Raw genomic sequence first — 17,546 nt, 5'->3', positions numbered from 1 at the left:
CTGCTCATGGGACACCTGGAAGCCGCGCATCTGGAGTACGACCTTCCCGACGGGAGGGCGCTGCTCGGCGACGTGTCGTTCCGGGTGGGGGAGGGGGCCATCGTCGCCCTCGTCGGGCCCAACGGAGCCGGGAAGACCACCCTGCTGCGACTGCTGTCGGGCGAGTTGAAGCCGCACGGCGGGAGCGTGGCGGTGAGCGGCGGGCTGGGCGTGATGCGGCAGTTCGTGGGGTCGGTGCGGGACGAGACGACCGTGCGCGACCTGCTGGTGTCCGTGGCGCCGCCGCGTATCCGGCAGGCGGCCGAGGCCGTGGACGCCGCCGAGCACGGCATCATGACCGTGGACGACGAGGCCGCCCAGCTCCGGTACGCGCAGGCCCTCGCCGACTGGGCCGAGGCGCGCGGGTACGAGGCCGAGACGCTCTGGGACATCTGCACCACGGCCGCGCTCGGCGTGCCGTACGAGAAGGCACAGTGGCGACAGGTGCGCACCCTGTCCGGCGGCGAGCAGAAGCGGCTCGTGCTGGAGGCCCTGCTGCGCGGTACCGACGAGGTGCTGCTCCTCGACGAGCCCGACAACTACCTCGACGTCCCCGGCAAGCGCTGGCTGGAGGAGCGGCTGAAGGAGACCCGCAAGACCGTGCTCTTCGTCTCGCACGACCGGGAGCTCCTCGCCCGTGCCGCCGAGAAGATCGTGAGCGTGGAACCGGGCCCGGCGGGCGCGGACGCGTGGGTGCACGGCGGCGGCTTCGCCACCTACCACGAGGCCCGGCGGCAGCGCTTCGAACGGTTCGAGGAACTCAGGCGCCGCTGGGACGAGAAGCACGCCCAGCTGAGGAAGCTCGTGCTGACGCTTCGTCAAGCGGCGGAGAACAGCGCCGACCTGGCCTCCCGCTACCGCGCCGCCCAGACCCGGCTGCGCAAGTTCGAGGAGGCGGGCCCACCACCGGAGCCGCCGCGCGAGCAGGACATCACGATGCGGCTCAAGGGGGGCCGCACCGGCGTACGGGCGGTCACCTGCGAGGGACTCGAACTCACCGGGCTGATGAAACCCTTCGACCTGGAGGTCTTCTACGGCGAACGCGTCGCGGTCCTGGGCTCCAACGGCTCGGGCAAGTCGCACTTCCTGCGCCTCCTCGCGGGCGACGACGTGGCGCACACGGGGCGGTGGAAGCTGGGCGCGCGGGTCGTTCCCGGACACTTCGCGCAGACCCACGCCCACCCGGAGCTGGAAGGCCGCTCACTCCTCGACATCCTGTGGAAGGAGCACGCCCAGGACCGGGGGGCCGCCATGTCCCGGCTGCGCCGCTACGAACTGACCGGCCAGGCCGAGCAGCGCTTCGACCGGCTCTCCGGCGGTCAGCAGGCCCGCTTCCAGATCCTGCTCCTGGAGCTGGAGGGCGTCACCGCACTGCTGCTGGACGAGCCCACGGACAACCTGGACCTGGAGTCCGCGGAGGCCCTCCAGGAGGGGCTGGAGGCCTTCGAGGGCACGGTCCTCGCGGTCACCCACGACCGCTGGTTCGCTCGCTCGTTCGACCGCTATCTCGTCTTCGGCTCCGACGGCCGCGTACGCGAGACGCCGGAGCCGGTGTGGGACGAGCGGAGGGTGGAGCGCGCCAGATGAGCGCCCGGCAGCAGAGGTGGGCCCCCTGCCGGGGCAGGGGGCCCACCAGCGGTTACTTCCAGCGGTTAGGTCCGGCTGTTACATCCAGCTGTCACGTCCAGCGGTGACTTCGAGGGATCACTTCCAGCGCAGCAGCGCCCCCAGTCCGCCCACGGGCACCTCGTCCGCCGTGGCCGCCGTCACCGAGAGCGCCGGCGCGTCCGTCGCGACCGCCGAACGCAGCAGGGCGTCGTCGGCGCGGGCCGCCCACGAGTTCTGCTCACCCAGCGTCTTCAGCTCCGTGCGCCGCACCGCCAGCTGGTCCGGGTCCTCGCCGATCCACACCTCGCGGTGCGCGTCGGGCCCGTCCGGGCGGACCAGCAGCTCGTCGATACGGTGCTCACGGGCCGCCTCCACCAGCGCGGGCACGCCCTCCACGGCGGCCGTGCGCCCCTCGGCGTCCGGGGACCGCCCCGCCAGGAACCGCTCCAGCTCCTCCGCGGCCCGGCGGTGCACATGCTCGGCACGGACCCGTTCCACGTCGTCGTCCAGCAGTCGGCTGCCGGCGCCGTGCCGGGCCTCCACCACGCGGTCCCGCAGCCGCTGGGGCAGCCGCTCGCGCACGGTGCGCCGCTCGCGCTCCTCGCCGACGAGGACCAGCAGGTCGGCCTTGGTCTCCTCCTGGCACACGGCGAGCGCGTCGGCGATCTCCGCCGCGTTGTGCTCCCAGGTGTTCTCCACCCGCAGCTGGAAGTGCCGCTCCGACCAGTCGGCCGAGCTCGTACGGTGTACGGGCCACTGCCGCCCCGCCACCGCCCCGGCGTCCTGGCTGCCCCGCGAGCCGCGCAGCTCGAAGTCCGCGCCCCGCCGGTCCACGTACGCCACCACGCACACCGGGTCCTCCCCGGCCAGCTCCAGCAGTGGGGTGGCACGCGGCAGCGGTGACCAGTGGGCCGAGGTGCCCGGCGGCGCGTACGCGAGCGGCGGATCCAGCACCACCTCGCCCGACCGGGCGAAGAAGGCCCTGCCATGAGGCTCGGAGGCGTGACGCAGCTCGTCCACCGCCCGGTGCACGGCCGCGCAGGTCGGCTCGTCGGCGCCCTGGGCGGCGAGCTCCCGTGACACCGCCTGGGCCACCAGGGAGCGCTCGTGCGGAGTGGACTCCGTGTGCGAGGACGTGCCGACGTACACGGAGGCCCAGGGCCCCGGATGTTCGTAGAGTGGATGCAGAAAGGCGAGATCCATGGCTCCCTCCCGGATGCCGCTCGGGTAATGCTTGCCGGGCGGGTACCCGGACGGCACCGAAGGACACGACGAGTGGGGTACCACCATGAACGGAGTCGACCCGGGCCGGCTGGACGACCAGCAACTGATGAAAGAGCTGGAGACGATCCACCGCACACGCCATGACACGCTGCTGTACGGATCGAACGACGCGCTGCGTGCCCACAACGTGCGCATGGCGCAGCTGGAGGGCGAGTACCTGCGCCGCAACCCCCGCCGCCCGGTGGCAGCCGGCCGCACGCGCGAGGGTGCGCGGTGCCGGGGACTCGCGGAGTCATGACCCGCAGAGCGCACGCGAACCCGCTGCTCACCCGGCTGGAGGAGGCCCTCGGCCTGTTCGACACGCGCGTCCACGCCGTCCGTGACGACCAGTGGGAGGCGGGCACGCCCTGCACCGAGTGGACGGTGCGCGACCTCGTGAACCACCTCGTCTCCGAGCAGCTGTGGGTGCCGCCGCTGGTCCGCGACGGCCGCATGATCGAGGAGGTCGGCGACACGTTCGACGGCGACATGCTCGGCTCCGACCCGGCGGCCTCCTGGGACACCTCGGCCCGCGCCGCCCGTGACGCGTTCACCGAGTCGGGGGCGCTCCACCGTACGGTCCACCTGTCCTACGGCGACACCACGGCCGCGAACTACTGCGGGCAGATGGTCGCCGATCTCGTCGTTCACAGCTGGGACCTGTCGCGTGGCATCGGGGCGGAGGAGCGGCTGCCGGACAGTCTGATTCAGTTCGCTGTGCGGGAAGTGACGCCGTACGCGGCGGAGTTGGCGAAGAGTGGGTTGTTCGCGGAGCCGGTGGAGCCCCCTGCGGGGGCTGATGTGCAGACGAAGTTGCTGTGCCTGTTGGGGCGGCGGCCCTAGAGCTCGGGACTTGCTGTTGTTTGCGGGGCCCCGGGTTCGTCGTGGCTTGTCGCGCCCACGCGGCGGAGCCGCATATTCGACACAGCCCCGCGCCCCTGAGAGGCGCTTCGCGCCCCTTACAGGGCGCGAAGCGCCACGGTCGTCAGCTGCGCACCTGTGGCCTGTCCCAGTGCCTGTGAGCCCCGATCTCCTCCACGAACGACCGCAGGAACTCCTCGCTCGGGGTGCCCGGGGCCGTGTCCGTGACCACGCCGCGGTCGGTGACCACGTGGTGGAACTCGGAGGACAGCCGCAGCCCGTCGGCCTCCAGCGCCGCGACCAGGCCGACGCCCGAGCCGAGGGCTCCGACCGGCTTGCCGTGCCGGTAGGCGCTCCGCACGAACCGCATGACGTCCGGGTCGCCCGCGTGAGCAGGGGTGCCGGTGGGGCCGCCGGGCAGCAGCACCGCGTCGTACAGCACGGACGCCACGGTCGGCAGCGCCCGGTCCACGGCGTAGCTCTCGCCGTCCGAGCCGAGCACGGTCCCGTCCTGGGCGGCGATCGCCTCCACGATCGCGCCCTCGGCCGCCAGGGCGTCGCGTGCCGTGGTGACCTGCTCGGCGTCCACGCCGTCGGCGACGAGCACCGCGACCTGCCGGGTCCGGATCGAGCCGCCGCCGCGCAGCGACTCCAGGCTCAGGGCGGGGGAGATCACCTTGTGCGCCACCGACTCGTTCCGCTCCGGCACGGGAACCCCGATGCCCTGGGCCACCTGCGTGGCCAGCTCCGGGTCGACCTTGACGAGTTCCTCGACCGTGCGGGTCCGGACCGTTCGCGCGCCGACCTTGCCGAGCTCGAAGCGGAAGGCCTCCACGATGTGCTGCTTCTCCCAGTCCGCCATGCTGTTCCAGAACATCGCGGCCTGGCTGTGGTGGTCCTTGAAACTCTCGCTGCGCTGCCGGATCTTGGCGCCGTCCACTCGTTCCGCGTAGTGCGTGTAGGCGCTGCTGTCGGCGCCGGCGTGGGCGGGGCAGCCGCCGCCTAGGGAGTTCGGGAAGTAGTTCGTTCCCGAGTGGACCCTGCTCTGGTGGTAGCCGTCGCGCTGGTTGTTGCGTACGGGGGCGACCGGGCGGTTCACCGGCAGCTGGGAGAAGTTGGGGCCGCCGAGCCGGATCAGCTGCGTGTCCAGGTAGGAGAAGTTGCGGGCCTGGAGCAGCGGGTCGTTGGTGAAGTCGATGCCCGGCACGACGTTGGCAGTGTGGAACGCGACCTGCTCCGTCTCGGCGAAGAAGTTCTCCGGGTTGCGGTCCAGCACCATGCGGCCGATCGGCCGTACCGGCACCTGCTCCTCCGGAATGACCTTCGTGGCGTCGAGCAGGTCGAAGTCGAACGCGAACTCGTCCTCCTCCGGCACGAGTTGGACGCCCAGCTCCCACTCCGGGTACTCGCCCGCCTCGATCGCGTCCCACAGGTCCCGCCGGTTGAAGTCCGGGTCCCGGCCCTGGCACTCCTGCGCCTCGTCCCACACCAGCGAGTGCACACCCAGCTTCGGCTTCCAGTGGAACTTCACGAACGTGCCCTTCCCGTCCGCGGTCACGAACCGGAAGGTGTGCACACCGAAGCCCTGCATCATGCGGTAGCTGCGCGGGATCGCCCGGTCCGACATCAGCCACATGATCGCGTGCAGCGTCTCCGGCTGCAGCGACACGAAGTCCCACAGGGAGTCGTGCGCGGACGCGCCGGTCGGGATGTCGTTGTGCGGCTCGGGCTTCACCGCGTGCACGAAGTCGGGGAACTTGATGCCGTCCTGGATGAAGAAGACGGGGAAGTTGTTCCCGACGAGGTCGTAGTTGCCCTCCGACGTATAGAACTTGGTCGCGAAGCCGCGCACGTCCCGCACGGTGTCCGCCGAGCCCTTCGGGCCCTGCACCGTCGAGAACCGCACGAAGACCGGAGTCCGTACGGACGGGTCCTGGAGGAAGGCGGCACGGGTGAACTCCGCGCAGGACTCGTACGGTTCGAAGTAGCCGTACGCGCCCGCGCCCCGCGCGTGCACCACCCGCTCCGGGATCCGCTCGTGGTCGAAGCGGGTGAGCTTCTCCCGGAAGTGGAAGTCCTCCATCAGGGTCGGCCCGCGCTCGCCGGCGGCCAGCGAGTCGTCGGTGTGGTCGACCTCCACGCCCTGGTCGGTGGTCAGCGGCCCGCCCGCGGGGTCGTCCGCGTGGAAGGCCTCGCGGTGCCGCTGCTTCCGGTCGTCGGGGGACGTCATCAGGCGGCCTCCTCGGCGAACACGTGCAGGAACGCGTCGCGGAACGCCTTCAGATCGTCCGGTTTGCGACTGGTGACCAGCTTGCCCGGGCCGTTGTCGTCGATCGTGACCTGTTCGTCGACCCACGTGCCGCCGGCGTTGCGGATGTCGGTCCGCAGGCTCGGCCACGAGGTCAGTGTGCGGCCGCGCACGACGTCCGCCTCGACCAGCGTCCACGGGGCGTGGCAGATCGCGGCGACGGGGAGGCCCTGCTCGAAGAAGTCGCGGACGAACGACACGGCCTTGGGGTCCATGCGGAGGAAGTCCGGGTTGGCCACGCCGCCCGGCAGGACCAGGGCGCCGAAGGAGTTCGCGGAGGCCTCGCCCACGACCTCGTCCACGGGGAACGTGTCCGCCTTGTCGAGGTGGTCGAAGGCCTGGATCTCACCCGGCTTCGTCGACACCAGCACGGGCTCGTGGCCGGCGTCCTTCGCGGCCTGCCACGGATCGGTGAGCTCGATCTGCTCGACGCCCTCGGGTGCGGTCAGGAATGCGATACGCATGATGTCTCAATGTCCTTTCACGGCATGCCGGTCTGCTGTGTTCCAGTCGGCTGCATGCCAGTTCGCTTCGTCTCCGGCGCGCTTCCTGTTCCGCCGGCCCGCGCGCACGCAGCGCAGCAGTTCCTCGCCGTACGGCAGCAGTACGCACGTGCCGATCGCGGCGGCGATGCCCGTGAGGTAGCCGCGGGACAGCGGGCGGCGCCTCGGCACCAGCCGCCACGCGTCCGGGTCGCCCTCGCCGCCGCGCAGCAGTGACCTCACCTGGTCGGAGTGCAGGCACATCAGCGAGGCGAGCGCCGCGAAGGGCAGCGACTCCAGGAAGCTGTGGATGTGCTGCTCGATCGGCTTGACCTCGCGGTCGCTCTTCACGGCGGTCCGCACGTCCCACAGCGCGGTCGCCTCGTGCACGGCCGCACCGCCCAACTGCACCGACAACAGCAGCGGGTTGACCTCGTAGCGCAGGGTCAGCGCGATGGGGAGGCCGACCTCGGCCATCATCAGGGAGTGGATCAGCGACTCCTTCGTCCCCGCCGTCTCCTCGATCCGGGTGCGCCGGTGCATCACCCAGTCGGCCACGCCCGGCACGAACCAGGACGGCAGCAGGCCGTACAGGAGATAGCGGGTCGTCACGTCGCCCACGTCGACGGTCGCGCTCGGCGAACTGATTCCGGCTGCGCGGTCGCGGGTCATTCGGCCACCACCCTCAGTGTGCGCAGGGACCGGTCGGAGGCGTCCGGCACGTACATGCCGTGCGCCACCCCGGACGACAGGTACTCCATGACCTCCCGGTTGATCCGCTCGCCGGGACAGATCACCGGCACTCCGGGCGGATAGGGGCTCGCGGGTTCGGCGGCGACGCGGCCCACCGCCCGCTCGGTCGGTACGTCCTCGGCGGGCCCGAAGAAGGCGTCGCGGGGCAGCATCACCTGCTCCAGCTCCAGCCCCTCCGGGGGCGGCAGGTGTACCGGCACGGGCGGTGGCAGCGTCCCGCGCTGTTTCACGAGTTCCGTCAGGGCGTCCAGAAGGGCCACACAGGTCTCCTCCGTGTCGGCGTGGGTCAGTTGGGCGACGACGCGACGGTGGTCGGCGAGTCCGACGTCCACCTGGCGGTGCTGTCTGAGCCAGTCGGCGGCCGCGTAGCCACTCGTGCCGAGGCCCGAGACGTCGATCACCACCATCAGCGGGTCGTACGCGAACGCCCTCTCGTCCCCGACGAGTTCGTCCGCCTCGAGGGGGACGAGCCCGGAGAGCGCGGCGACCTGCTCGCGCACCCGGCCCGCCAGTGTCAGGGCGTCCTCCAGGAGTTCACGGCCGTGCTCGGCCATCTGGCGCCGCCAGCCGTCGAGCGCGGCCCACATCAGGACCGACGGACTGGTCGTGTTGAGCAGGTCGCCACGCAGCCGCAGCACCGCCGGATCGACCAGGCCGCCCCGCAGATGGAACACCGATCCCTGCTCCAGGCCCGCGCCCATCTTGTGCACGGACGTGACGCACAGGTCCGCGCCCGCGTCCATGGCCCAGCTCGGCAGGTCCTCGTGGAACGGCAGATGAGCGCCCCAGGCCTCGTCCACGATCAGGGGCCTGCCCCGTTCGTGGCACACCTCGGCGATCCCGCCGATGTCGGCGCACGTGCCGTACGCCGTCGGCGTGACCAGCAGCATGCCCTTGGCGTCGGGCGCCCTCCGAAACGCCTCCACGACCTGCTCCGGGCCCGGCGGATGCGACAGATGGTGCCCGGCGTCCCAGCGCGGGCGCACCCACACCGGGTCGATCCCGGCGAGGATGACGCCCGCGATCACGGACTTGTGGGCGTTGCGCGTGATCAGCAGCTTCTCGCCGGGGCCCGCGACCGCCAGCATCGCCGCCTTCACCGACAACGAGCTGCCGCAGGTCGAGAAGTACGCCCGGTCCGCGTCCACCGCGTCCGCCATCAGCTCCTCGGCCCGCTCCAGGTAGCCTCCCGACATCCGACGGTCGTCCAGCCCGTTGAGCGCCAGCACGTCGGAGGCGAACACGTCCTGGCCGAGGGTCAGGGCCACCCGCGCGTCGACGCCGGAGCCGCCCTTGTGACCGGGCGGCGAGAAGGCGTACCGCCGGGAGCGGTGATGCCGTTCGAGCGCTTCCAGGACGGGGGCGCGCGAGTGGTCGGGGGCCGGCGTCCGCGGGGCGTCCGGCGCCCGTCGGGTGCGCCGGGTCTCCCCCGCGGACGGCTGAGGCCGGTTCATGTCCGTCCCACCCCGCTCAGGCGGGGGTCGGGCCCGGCCAGCTGTCCGGCATGGCACGACTGATGTCGGCCAGGGCCGACTCCGGGTCCTGGGACACCGCGAGGTCCCCGAGGCTGACCATCCCCACGGCGTGCCCGTTCTCGACGACCGGGAGCCGCCGTACCGCGTGGTCGCGCATCAGCTCGACCGCGGCGGACACGGCGTCGTCGGGGCCGATCATGACCAGATCGGGCGTGCAGACGGCCTGGGCGCTCACCGTGAGCGGGTCGGCGCCGTCGGCCACGGCACGCAGCGTGATGTCGCGATCGGTGAGTACGCCGATGACCTCCTGCTCGGTGGCCACGAGGACATCTCCGATGTCCTGCGCCCGCATCAGCTGCGCGGCTTCCACGAGTGAGGCGTCCGGGCGGACCGCGACGACGCCGGGAGTCATGACCTCCCTGACGAAATCAGCCATGGTGTGGTCCTTTCCTACGTTTCCCGGCGTTCCCCGGGCTGTCGAGGTACGGGGCGGTCGTCAAGGTGACGACGCCGCAGTACCCCCGAGGGGAATGCCTATGCGTCCTGGTCGTGTGCGGGTTCCGCGCCCTCCTCAGGGACTCTCCCCGCCGCGTTCCGCGACCCGTACGACCGCTTCCGCGAGTTCGTGCGCGGTGCCGTACCGCGTGTTCCTCGGGAGCCGTTCCAGGGACTCGATCAGGGCGTCCGGGGCGTGCTTCTCACGCAGGACGCCGATCAGTTCGCGGGGTCGGGCGGGGAAGGAGGTCCGGCCCAGGATGCGGCCCAACTCGTAGCGCAGTGCCTCGATGCGGGCAGGTGAACCAGTCGGTGTCACGGGGCCGCCCGCGACCTCCGGGTCGTCGTCGGCGGTCGGCTCCGGGTCGTGCCACTCCTCCGTGCGGGTGGGGTGGCCCGAGCGGAGCAGACCCTGCAGTTCGTGCTTCATCTCGTCGTCGCGATGGACGCTCAGCCGGTCGCTGCCTCGCTGCATGACTCCCTCCAGATCTTCGGGGTGGCGACCGCGTACCCGTAGACCGGACGACGACACGGGCTCACCGGCGGGTTTACCCGTCCGCCACGGGGAGACCCGGATCACACCCCCCACCGCACTGTTCCTGGGGAAGGACACACCATGGCGGTACTCGCTGTGATCACCCCGATCCTGATGCTCGGCTTCGTGCTGGCACTGGGCCGGTACGAGGAGATGTTGCTGCCGACGCCCGAGGAGCCGGAGCGGCGCGAGCACGCCGCGCTGGGCTGATCCGTCGGACCCGGCCGGACCGCGAACGACGGTCGAGGCCGGCATACGGCACGGGCCCCGCACCACGGGATTCTCCCGCTCGTGGTGCGGGGCCCGTACGCGTTCCGCGGGCGCCTCAGGTACGCCTCACGTGCGTGGGGGCGCCTCACGTGCGGCGGGACGGCTCCGCACGGCGGGACGGCTCCGGGCGGTGGACGCCGCGGGGCCGGTAGCCCAGGGCGTCGGAGCGGCCCAGGAGGTCGGCGAGGAGCCAGATGATCGCCAGCCACATCTCGGTGCCCTGGAGGCCCGGGGCGGGGCCCGGACCGGCGGTTCCGGCGCCGAAGCCGAAACCCTGGCCGTCGTGCCAGCGGGGGAGTGCGGTGGCGAGTTGGCGCTCGGCCCAGGCGCGGATCTCGGGCGAACGGTAACCGCCGTCCCCGGCGAGCGCTCCCCGTTGCCGGCCGCACAGCCACAGCGGATGGGCGACGTCCAGCACGTTGCAGGCGTTCTCCCGGCCAGGCCCGAAGTGGCGCGTGTCGCGAGCGTGGTCCAGAACCGCGTCCACGACCCGCTCCGGGTGCGGCACCGGCACCCCGAACTGGGCGAAGGACCCACGGGTCAGCCGGTAGTAGCCGTTGACCACCTGGATACGCCCGGCCTCGGGCGAGGGGCTGCCCCACATCCCCGTCCACGGGTCGGCCCGGGTCAGCAGCCAGCCGAACAGCGCCTCCAGCGTGCCGGGCTCCACACCGTCCCCCTCGGCGCGCCGCAGGTTCCAGTGCGCCGCGGTCGCCCACGCGTCGATCCACGCCCCGGCACCCCACGCCCCGTCCCGCCAGGGCAGCCCCTCCAGCCGTGCGGCGAGCTGACGGGCGGTCATCTCCCGTACGCCGCGCACCGGGTGAGGGAACGCGGTGCCCAACAGGTCGAGGGCGTACCCGACGGAGAGGACGTGGTACAGCGCGGGCCCCTCGCCCACGAAGCCGTCGGCCTCCGCCACCGGCACCGGCTCGCCGAACTCCGGAACCAGCCCGGTGTCCGCGTCCTGCAGGCCCGCCAGTCGCCCGACGTGCTCCTCGGCGGTCAGCTCCGCCGGCGCCGAGCCCAGCAGCAGATCCGCGATCTCCACGGCGTCGCAGTGCGCCCGTACGGTGGGTGCCGCGCCGGGACGGTCGGCGTACCGTTCACCGTCCCAGCAGCGGGCGATGAGCCCGGCGGCCTGCGCGCGAGCCGTGTCGGCGAACCGCGACAGGGCGTCACCCGCGTCCGTCGCCGCTCGGGACGACGGCCGGGCTCCCGCCCCGCCTCCGTCGCCCGCGTCGCGCCGGTCGCGAAGGGGCCGTGCCGGGTTCCCCGCCGCCACCGTCCACGCCGGCAGATCCTTGGTGACCACCGCCCCGGCACCGATCACACAGTGGTCTCCGATGGTCACCCCGTCCACGACGACCACGTGCGAGCCGATCCACACGTCGTCCCCGACGGTGATGCCCTCGCTGCTGTGCGGCTGCCGGAAGACGGGCCGGTCGGGTGCCATGGAGTGGTTGAAGCCCAGCAGCGAGGTGTGCGCACCGATCCGCACCCCGTTGCCCAGGGAGACGGTGCCCCGGACGACGGTGAAGGGATTCAGCGTGCAGTCCGTGCCCGTGGCCACGTCTCCGGTGACGTAGGCGTGCGCGGCGATGTACGAGTCGTCGCCTAGCCGCAGCCGGCCCGGGAACACCGCCGCGGACCCGGCCACGTAACACCGCTCGCCGACCTCGGAGTCCCCGCCGAGCGACCGCTGCCGCTCCCGCTGCGCGGCCCGCTGCTCCGCGGACGCCTCCTCGGCGAACAGCCAGGGGCAGTGATCCAGCTCCAGATCGTCCATGGGCCGCACGCTAGCGGTCAGGATGAAAAGGAGACCATGAAAACTGCCTTTTTGTAGTCGTCGTCCTCTTGGCGCAACGGCCCGATGTTCCGTCAGCCGGCGGGAGCGGTGCGAATAGCGGCGATATCGAACTGAAGACGTACTTTCTCACTCACCATGGCCCCGCCCTCGGCCAGCCTTGTGTTGTACGTAAGGCCCCAATCGGACCGATTGATGGTGGTGGTGCCGTCGAATCCGACCCGCTGATAACCGAAGGGGTCCGTCACGTGTCCTATGTAGGTGAGTTCCAGGACAACGGGGCCGGTGGTGTTCTTGATGGTGAGGTCGCCGGTCATGCGATACACGTCGGTGCCCACGGGTTGCACGGCGGTGCTGGTGAAACGCATGCGCGGGTGGTTCGCGGCGTCCAGGAAGTCCCGGCCGACCAGGTGGGCGTCGCGTTGTTCCACGCCGGTGTCGACGCTGGCGGTGGACAGCATGATCTCGGCCCGCGAGCGAGCCGGGTCGCGGCCGTCGAAGTAGAGCCGGCTCTGGTACTCGGTGAAGGCCCCGCGCACCGTCGTCACCATGGCGTGCCGGACGGAGAAGCCTATCCGGCTGTGCGCCGGGTCGATCACCCACTCTCCGGTCAGCGTGGCCAGGGCGGGATCCGGCGGACCGGCGGGGGTGGCGGCCGGGGGGTGGGCCGGGGGTTCCGGTGCGGTGGGGGCTGCCGAGCGGCGGAGGGACGCAGCGCGGTGGAACAAGTTCATGATTCACCTGGTTACTGGACGGATGTATTTGCCGCAAGCCTTCTCCGGGAACCTCAATGGTTCGAATCGGCACTGACAGGTTTATACGCCCCCGCCGCATGGGGTACGGCTACACGATCCACACATGTTCGCCACGAAATCGGCAAGAGGTCGGCGGTGGTCTCGCGGATATGGGACTCATCGACCCGACGGGATATTTCCGGCAGCGGATGCGCGAAATCCTCTGCGTTTCCCTTTCGGTGCGTTCGTGGCGATGATTTCAGTGCGCCACAGAACCGCTCGGTGACCGAGGGATCACACGATCGGGTCGAGTTGCCTGCGCGAGGGGCTGTCAGCCTTCCTCCCGGAGTTCGCTCCGCTCACAGTGTGATCATGAAGACTTCGCGTTTGCACACCCTGAACCGATCCTTCGCGCACTCGGCCGCCGCGGCCCTCATCGGCCTCGCGGCAGCCATGACCTCCGCCGCACCTGCCGTGGCCCAGGCCGCCGCAGCGGCCGACCGTGACGGATGCGCGGTGTCCGTCAAGTCGCAGCAGGGCATCGAGAGCCTGCTCCGGACTGTGGTGTTCGGACCTTCGAACAACACGAAGGAGCAGAAGCAGTGCAGATCCACGACGTCTGAGAGCTCGTACTCCGACGGCTCCCACGGTGGGGACTCCCAGGAGGGGGGCTCCCAGAACGGAGGCTCCCAGAACGGAGGCTCCCAGGACCGGGGCTCCCAGAACGGCGGCTCCGAGAACGGGGGCTCCCAGAACGGCGGCTCCGAGAACGGGGGCTCCCAGAACGGCGGCTCCGAGAACGGGGGCTCCCAGAGTGGCGGACCCCAGAGCGGGGGCTCCCGGTCCGAGGGATCCCAGGGTGGAGGATCTCCGGCTGAGGGCGAGGCCTGACGGTCACCGCACCGCCTGAGTCCGTTCGTCGGAGCCCGTGTCTTGTTCGTACGCCGCTGTCCCGTTAACTTGCAGCGGGATCGCCGCGAGCGACACGGGGCGCGTGAGCGCGTAGGTGTCGACGAGAAGAACAGGCAACGGGTGACAGCTCAGGGCAAGGCGCACCGGGACGCGTCGTACGGTCTGCTGACGGCCATAGCCGGTGAGGCCGGGGTATCGCTCAGCACCGTCTCGAAGGTGGTGCACCGTCGCCGTGACGTCGGCGCGGCGACCCGGGCCCGGGTCGAGGAGTTGCTCGGCCGGTACGGGTACGTGCGCCCGGGAGAGAGGGATCCCGCGAGGCCGCGGCAGATCGTCGCGGTGTTCCGGGACCTGTCCGGTCCGTACACGCTGGAGGTCGTCCGCGGGATCGTGGCGGCGGCGGACGAGCTCGGCATCGACGTGGTGACGGGAACGACCGGCCATCGCCCGATCTCGCAGTGGCTTCAGGAGAGTGTGGCGCTCGGCGCGGCCGGGCTGATCATCGTGATCTCGATGCTGGCCGAGGACGACCAGCGCCGCATCGCCGAGCAGGGACTGCCGGTGGTGCTGGTCGATCCGCTCAGCGCGCCGAGCCACGACATCCCGAGCATCGGGGTGACGAACTGGAGCGGGGCCAGGGAGGCAGTACAGCACCTGCTGGAGCTCGGGCACACCCGGATCGGCATGGTCGCGGGGCGTGCGCACTCGCTGGCCGGGGCGGCACGGCTGCACGGCTACCGGGCCGCCCTGGAGGAGGCGGGGATCGCCTACGACCCGGCGATCGTGCGCTCGACCGACTTCGACTTCGAGGAGGGGCTGCTCGCCAGTCTGCAGATCCTGCGCACCGTAAATCCCCCCACGGCCGTCTTCGCGGCCAGCGACGCGCAGGCGCTCGGCGTCCTGGAGGCCGCCCGTCAGCAGGGGCTCGGCGTTCCGGAGGACCTCGCGGTCATGTCCTTCGACGACACGCTCGTGGCGGCCATGGCCTGCCCGCCGCTGAGCGCGGTCCGCCAGCCCTTCGAGGAACTGGGTCACGAGGCCACGCGGGTACTGCTGCACCTGGCCGAGGGACGGCCGCCGGCCTCCCCTCGGATCGAGCTCGCGACGGAACTGGTGCTGCGTACCTCCACGTCGGTGCCGCGCGGCGTCACCGCACAGTGAGCACCCGCCTCTCTGGCGTCGGACAGAAGCGATGTGCCCGAGCGGCTCGAACAGGCTGCGCGGAGCCTGCAAGAGGAGACAGTTTCGGCCACGAAAGACTTTCGTAGACCGTCAGCCGTGACGTATCCGCAGGTCCCCGCACTGTCGGGCGTCCATCTCCGAACGGCCCCGCCCTCCTGGCGTGTAGCTTCACTCCGCGCATGATCAGGGAACGCCGAGCGGGAGGTCCACGCCGAAGTGACCGGCACAGCCAGGTCGCGCCCGAGCGCCCGGCGCGGGCTTCTCACCTCGATAGCGGTCGAGGCCGGCGTCTCGCTCGCGACGGTGTCGAAGGTCGTCCACCGGCGACGTGACGTGTCCGAGCCGACGCGGGCCCGGATCGAGGCGCTGCTGGCCGAGCGAGGCTACGTCCGGCCCTGGGAGGGCGAGGCGCGCCGCCCCCGGCAGATCCTGGCCGTGTTCCGGGACCTGGACGGCCCGTACACCCTGGAAGTGGTCCGGGGCATCGTGGAATCGGCGGCCGAACTGGGCGTCCACACGACCGTGGGCACCACCGGGCGGCGTTCGATCTCCCAGTGGCTGGGGCAGTCCGTGGCGCTCGGCGCCGCCGGAGTCGTCATCGTCATCTCCACGCTCGCCGAGCAGGACCAGCGCCGGATCCTGGACCAGCGGCTGCCGGTCGTGCTCGTCGATCCCCTCAACGCCCCGTCGCCGGACATCCCGAGCATCGGAGTGACGAACTGGCACGGTGCGACGACCGCCGTCCAGCACCTGATCGAGCTGGGGCACCGCCGGATCGGCATGCTGGCCGGCCGGCCGCACTCGCTGGCCGGGTCCGCGCGCCTGCACGGCTGTCGCGCCGCCCTTGCGGAGGCCGGAATCCCGTACGACCCGGCGATCGTCCGGGCGACCGACTTCGACTACGACGAGGGCCTGCGCGCCGCCCGCGACCTCCTGGACCGGCACGATCGGCCGACGGCTCTCTTCGCCGCGAGCGACGCCCAGGCCCTCGGCGCCCTGGAGGCCGCCCGGCAGCTGGGCATCACCGTGCCGCGCGAGCTGTCGGTGATGTCGTTCGACGACACGGTGGTCGCCGCCATGGCCTCACCGCCACTGAGCGCCGTACGACAGCCGTTCCGGGAGCTCGGTCAGGAGGCCACGCGCGTGCTGCTGCACCTGGCCGACGGAAAGCCTCCCGCGACGTCGCGCAGGGAACTCGCTACGGAACTGGTCGTGCGCCTGTCGACAGCCCCGCCCGAAAGTGAGCGGCACAGGCGCGCGTGACCCTGATTCCACAAGCCCTCGGGCTGCGAAAGTCTTTCGGAACTGGTCGGGCTCCGATATTGCAGCGGCCGAATTGCGCCGCTTAGCGTGACGGTCGCCGGCTCAGCCGCAGGAGCAGAGGTACGCAAGCCTTGCGTAACAGCACCTGACGGGCACTGACGGGCACGGCCATCGACTCACATCCCTCAGCGCGGACAGGCCCGGGGCGGCCTGCCGGGTGAAGTGCACCCGCGAAGGGGATCCTGCCGACTCGAAAGGTGTTCAACGATGAACAGAGTGTCCAGACGGTGGTTCCTGACCGCCACGGCGGCGACCACGCTGAGCGTCACCGTGGCGGGCTGCGGCTCGACCGACAGCAAGGCGTCCGGCGCCACGGGCACCGTGGACTTCTGGACCCTGCAGGACCCGACCAACACGGTGCAGAAGGCGGAGGTCAGCGCCTTCAACTCCACCGGGCACGGCAAGGTCACCCTGTCCGTGATCGCCTCGGACGGCTACAAGGACAAACTGCGCACGGCGATGGGCTCGGCGAAGATGCCCGGGCTGTTCTTCAACTGGGGCGGCGGCAGCCTCGACGACTACGTCAAGGCGGGCAAGCTGGTCGAGCTCGACAAGATGCTGGAGGCCTCCTACCTGCCCTCCGCGCTGGAGGCCGGCAAGGTCGACGGCAAGCTGGTCGGTGTCCCGTGCCGAGGCACCCAGCCGGTGTTCCTCTTCTACAACAAGAAGGTCTTCGCCGACGCCGGCGTCGAGCCGCCCACGACGTACGCCGACCTGACGAAGCTGGTCAAGGTGTTCCGGCGCAAGGGCGTCACACCGTTCGCGCTCGCGGGCAACGCCAGCTCCTCCTGGACCGAGCTGATGTGGATCGAGTACCTCGTCGACCGCCTCGCGGGACCGGAGCTCTTCCAGCAGATCCAGGACGGCGACTGGTCGAAGTGGAACGACCCGGCGGTCCTGAGGACCGCGCGGATGATCAAGGAACTCGTCGACGACGGCGCCTTCGGCAAGAACTTCGGCTCGGTGAACTACGGCGCCGGCGGCACCTCCACCCTGCTGTCCAAGGGCAAGGCGGCGATGGTCCTGATGGGCTCGTGGGAGTACGCCGTGCAGCAGGGCGCGGACCCCGACTTCGCCAAGAACGGTCTGGGCTACGTGGCCTTCCCCTCGGTGGAGGGAGGCAAGGGCGACCCGAAGAACGTCGTCGGCAACCCCACCAACTACATCTCGGTGACCACCGCCGCCCCGAAGGAGACCGCGGCGGAGTTCCTGAAGACCACCTACAGCGACACCTACGTCCAGGGCCTGGTCGAGAAGGGCGAGGTGCCGGTCACGACGAACGCGGAGAAGCTGCTCGCCAAGGCGCCCGACCCGGCGTACGCGAAGTTCCAGTTCGACCTCGTGCAGAAGGCCCCCTCCTTCACGCAGTCCTGGGACCAGGCGCTCGGCCTCACCCTGGGCACCCCGCTGCTCACCGAGATCCAGAAGCTGTTCAACGGACAGAGCAGCCCGGAGAAGTTCGTCGGCGCGGTGCTGGCGATCAAGAAGTAGGAAGGTAC

The 17,546-nt window shown here is 71.0% G+C and carries 17 protein-coding genes; 8 read left to right on the top strand and 9 right to left on the bottom strand.

What is annotated here, in order from left to right:
• Nucleotides 1–6: 6 nt before the first annotated feature.
• The gene (locus tag AB0959_RS45190; RefSeq protein ID WP_366832723.1) at nucleotides 7–1,626 is read left to right on the top strand and encodes an ATP-binding cassette domain-containing protein; all 1,620 of its coding nucleotides are present in this window, start codon (nucleotides 7–9) and stop codon (nucleotides 1,624–1,626) included.
• 117 nt (nucleotides 1,627–1,743) lie between these two features.
• On the opposite strand, the gene AB0959_RS45185 is transcribed toward AB0959_RS45190, so the two are convergent.
• Complete coding sequence (locus AB0959_RS45185; protein WP_366832721.1) at nucleotides 1,744–2,850, bottom strand: Vms1/Ankzf1 family peptidyl-tRNA hydrolase; 1,107 nt, start codon at nucleotides 2,848–2,850, stop codon at nucleotides 1,744–1,746.
• An 85-nt stretch (nucleotides 2,851–2,935) separates the two neighbouring features.
• On the opposite strand from AB0959_RS45185, the gene AB0959_RS45180 reads away from it, so the two are divergent.
• Nucleotides 2,936–3,169 (top strand): DUF6158 family protein, encoded by a 234-nt coding sequence (locus tag AB0959_RS45180; protein ID WP_152770868.1) that lies wholly within the window; start codon nucleotides 2,936–2,938, stop codon nucleotides 3,167–3,169.
• The gene (locus AB0959_RS45175) at nucleotides 3,166–3,753 is read left to right on the top strand and encodes a TIGR03086 family metal-binding protein (protein ID WP_366832720.1); all 588 of its coding nucleotides are present in this window, start codon (nucleotides 3,166–3,168) and stop codon (nucleotides 3,751–3,753) included. Before AB0959_RS45180 ends, AB0959_RS45175 begins: the two co-directional genes overlap by 4 nt.
• A gap of 142 nt (nucleotides 3,754–3,895) precedes the next feature.
• Here the strand turns inward: AB0959_RS45175 and AB0959_RS45170 are convergent, their stop codons facing one another.
• From AB0959_RS45170 to AB0959_RS45145, 6 genes are all read right to left on the bottom strand, one after another.
• A complete protein-coding gene (locus AB0959_RS45170; RefSeq protein ID WP_366832719.1) occupies nucleotides 3,896–6,001 on the bottom strand; it encodes a catalase in 2,106 nt (701 codons plus the stop codon).
• Nucleotides 6,001–6,543 carry a type 1 glutamine amidotransferase domain-containing protein gene (locus AB0959_RS45165; RefSeq protein ID WP_366832718.1) on the bottom strand — a complete coding sequence of 181 codons (543 nt, stop codon included), beginning with the start codon at nucleotides 6,541–6,543 and terminating at the stop codon, nucleotides 6,001–6,003. The genes AB0959_RS45170 and AB0959_RS45165 overlap by 1 nt, the downstream gene beginning before the upstream one ends.
• 6 nt (nucleotides 6,544–6,549) lie before the next feature.
• The gene (locus tag AB0959_RS45160) at nucleotides 6,550–7,233 is read right to left on the bottom strand and encodes a diguanylate cyclase (RefSeq protein WP_366832717.1); all 684 of its coding nucleotides are present in this window, start codon (nucleotides 7,231–7,233) and stop codon (nucleotides 6,550–6,552) included.
• A complete protein-coding gene (locus AB0959_RS45155; protein ID WP_366832716.1) occupies nucleotides 7,230–8,768 on the bottom strand; it encodes an ornithine decarboxylase in 1,539 nt (512 codons plus the stop codon). Before AB0959_RS45155 ends, AB0959_RS45160 begins: the two co-directional genes overlap by 4 nt.
• A gap of 16 nt (nucleotides 8,769–8,784) precedes the next feature.
• Nucleotides 8,785–9,225, bottom strand: coding sequence for a CBS domain-containing protein (locus tag AB0959_RS45150; RefSeq protein ID WP_366832715.1), 441 nt, complete (start codon nucleotides 9,223–9,225; stop codon nucleotides 8,785–8,787).
• Nucleotides 9,226–9,360: 135 nt separating this feature from the next.
• Entirely contained in the window at nucleotides 9,361–9,759 is a 399-nt protein-coding gene (locus AB0959_RS45145) for a DUF2795 domain-containing protein (RefSeq protein ID WP_366832714.1), read from the bottom strand.
• 141 nt (nucleotides 9,760–9,900) lie between these two features.
• Between AB0959_RS45145 and AB0959_RS45140 the strand changes: the two genes are divergently transcribed.
• Nucleotides 9,901–10,029 carry a hypothetical protein gene (locus tag AB0959_RS45140; RefSeq protein ID WP_366832713.1) on the top strand — a complete coding sequence of 43 codons (129 nt, stop codon included), beginning with the start codon at nucleotides 9,901–9,903 and terminating at the stop codon, nucleotides 10,027–10,029.
• A gap of 145 nt (nucleotides 10,030–10,174) precedes the next feature.
• Here AB0959_RS45140 and AB0959_RS45135 read toward each other — a convergent pair whose 3' ends face one another.
• Complete coding sequence (locus AB0959_RS45135) at nucleotides 10,175–11,878, bottom strand: acyltransferase (protein ID WP_366832712.1); 1,704 nt, start codon at nucleotides 11,876–11,878, stop codon at nucleotides 10,175–10,177.
• Nucleotides 11,879–11,970: 92 nt separating this feature from the next.
• On the bottom strand, nucleotides 11,971–12,630 hold the full coding sequence (locus tag AB0959_RS45130) for a YceI family protein (protein WP_366832711.1): 660 nt from the start codon (nucleotides 12,628–12,630) through the stop codon (nucleotides 11,971–11,973).
• A 372-nt stretch (nucleotides 12,631–13,002) separates the two neighbouring features.
• Between AB0959_RS45130 and AB0959_RS45125 the strand changes: the two genes are divergently transcribed.
• From AB0959_RS45125 to AB0959_RS45110, 4 genes are all read left to right on the top strand, one after another.
• Nucleotides 13,003–13,521: a hypothetical protein gene (locus AB0959_RS45125; protein WP_366832710.1), complete on the top strand. Its 519-nt coding sequence runs from the start codon at nucleotides 13,003–13,005 to the stop codon at nucleotides 13,519–13,521.
• Nucleotides 13,522–13,662: 141 nt separating this feature from the next.
• The gene (locus AB0959_RS45120) at nucleotides 13,663–14,703 is read left to right on the top strand and encodes a LacI family DNA-binding transcriptional regulator (protein ID WP_366832709.1); all 1,041 of its coding nucleotides are present in this window, start codon (nucleotides 13,663–13,665) and stop codon (nucleotides 14,701–14,703) included.
• A gap of 237 nt (nucleotides 14,704–14,940) precedes the next feature.
• Nucleotides 14,941–15,987, top strand: coding sequence for a LacI family DNA-binding transcriptional regulator (locus AB0959_RS45115; RefSeq protein ID WP_366832708.1), 1,047 nt, complete (start codon nucleotides 14,941–14,943; stop codon nucleotides 15,985–15,987).
• Between the two features lie 267 nt (nucleotides 15,988–16,254).
• The gene (locus AB0959_RS45110) at nucleotides 16,255–17,538 is read left to right on the top strand and encodes an extracellular solute-binding protein (RefSeq protein ID WP_366832707.1); all 1,284 of its coding nucleotides are present in this window, start codon (nucleotides 16,255–16,257) and stop codon (nucleotides 17,536–17,538) included.
• Nucleotides 17,539–17,546: the final 8 nt, after the last annotated feature.

This window comes from Streptomyces sp. NPDC046862 (assembly GCF_040704615.1).
In the GTDB taxonomy this organism is placed as follows: Bacteria; Actinomycetota; Actinomycetes; order Streptomycetales; family Streptomycetaceae; genus Streptomyces.
Note: the sequence above shows the minus strand (reverse complement) of the source record. Positions and strands in the feature narration are given on the sequence as shown.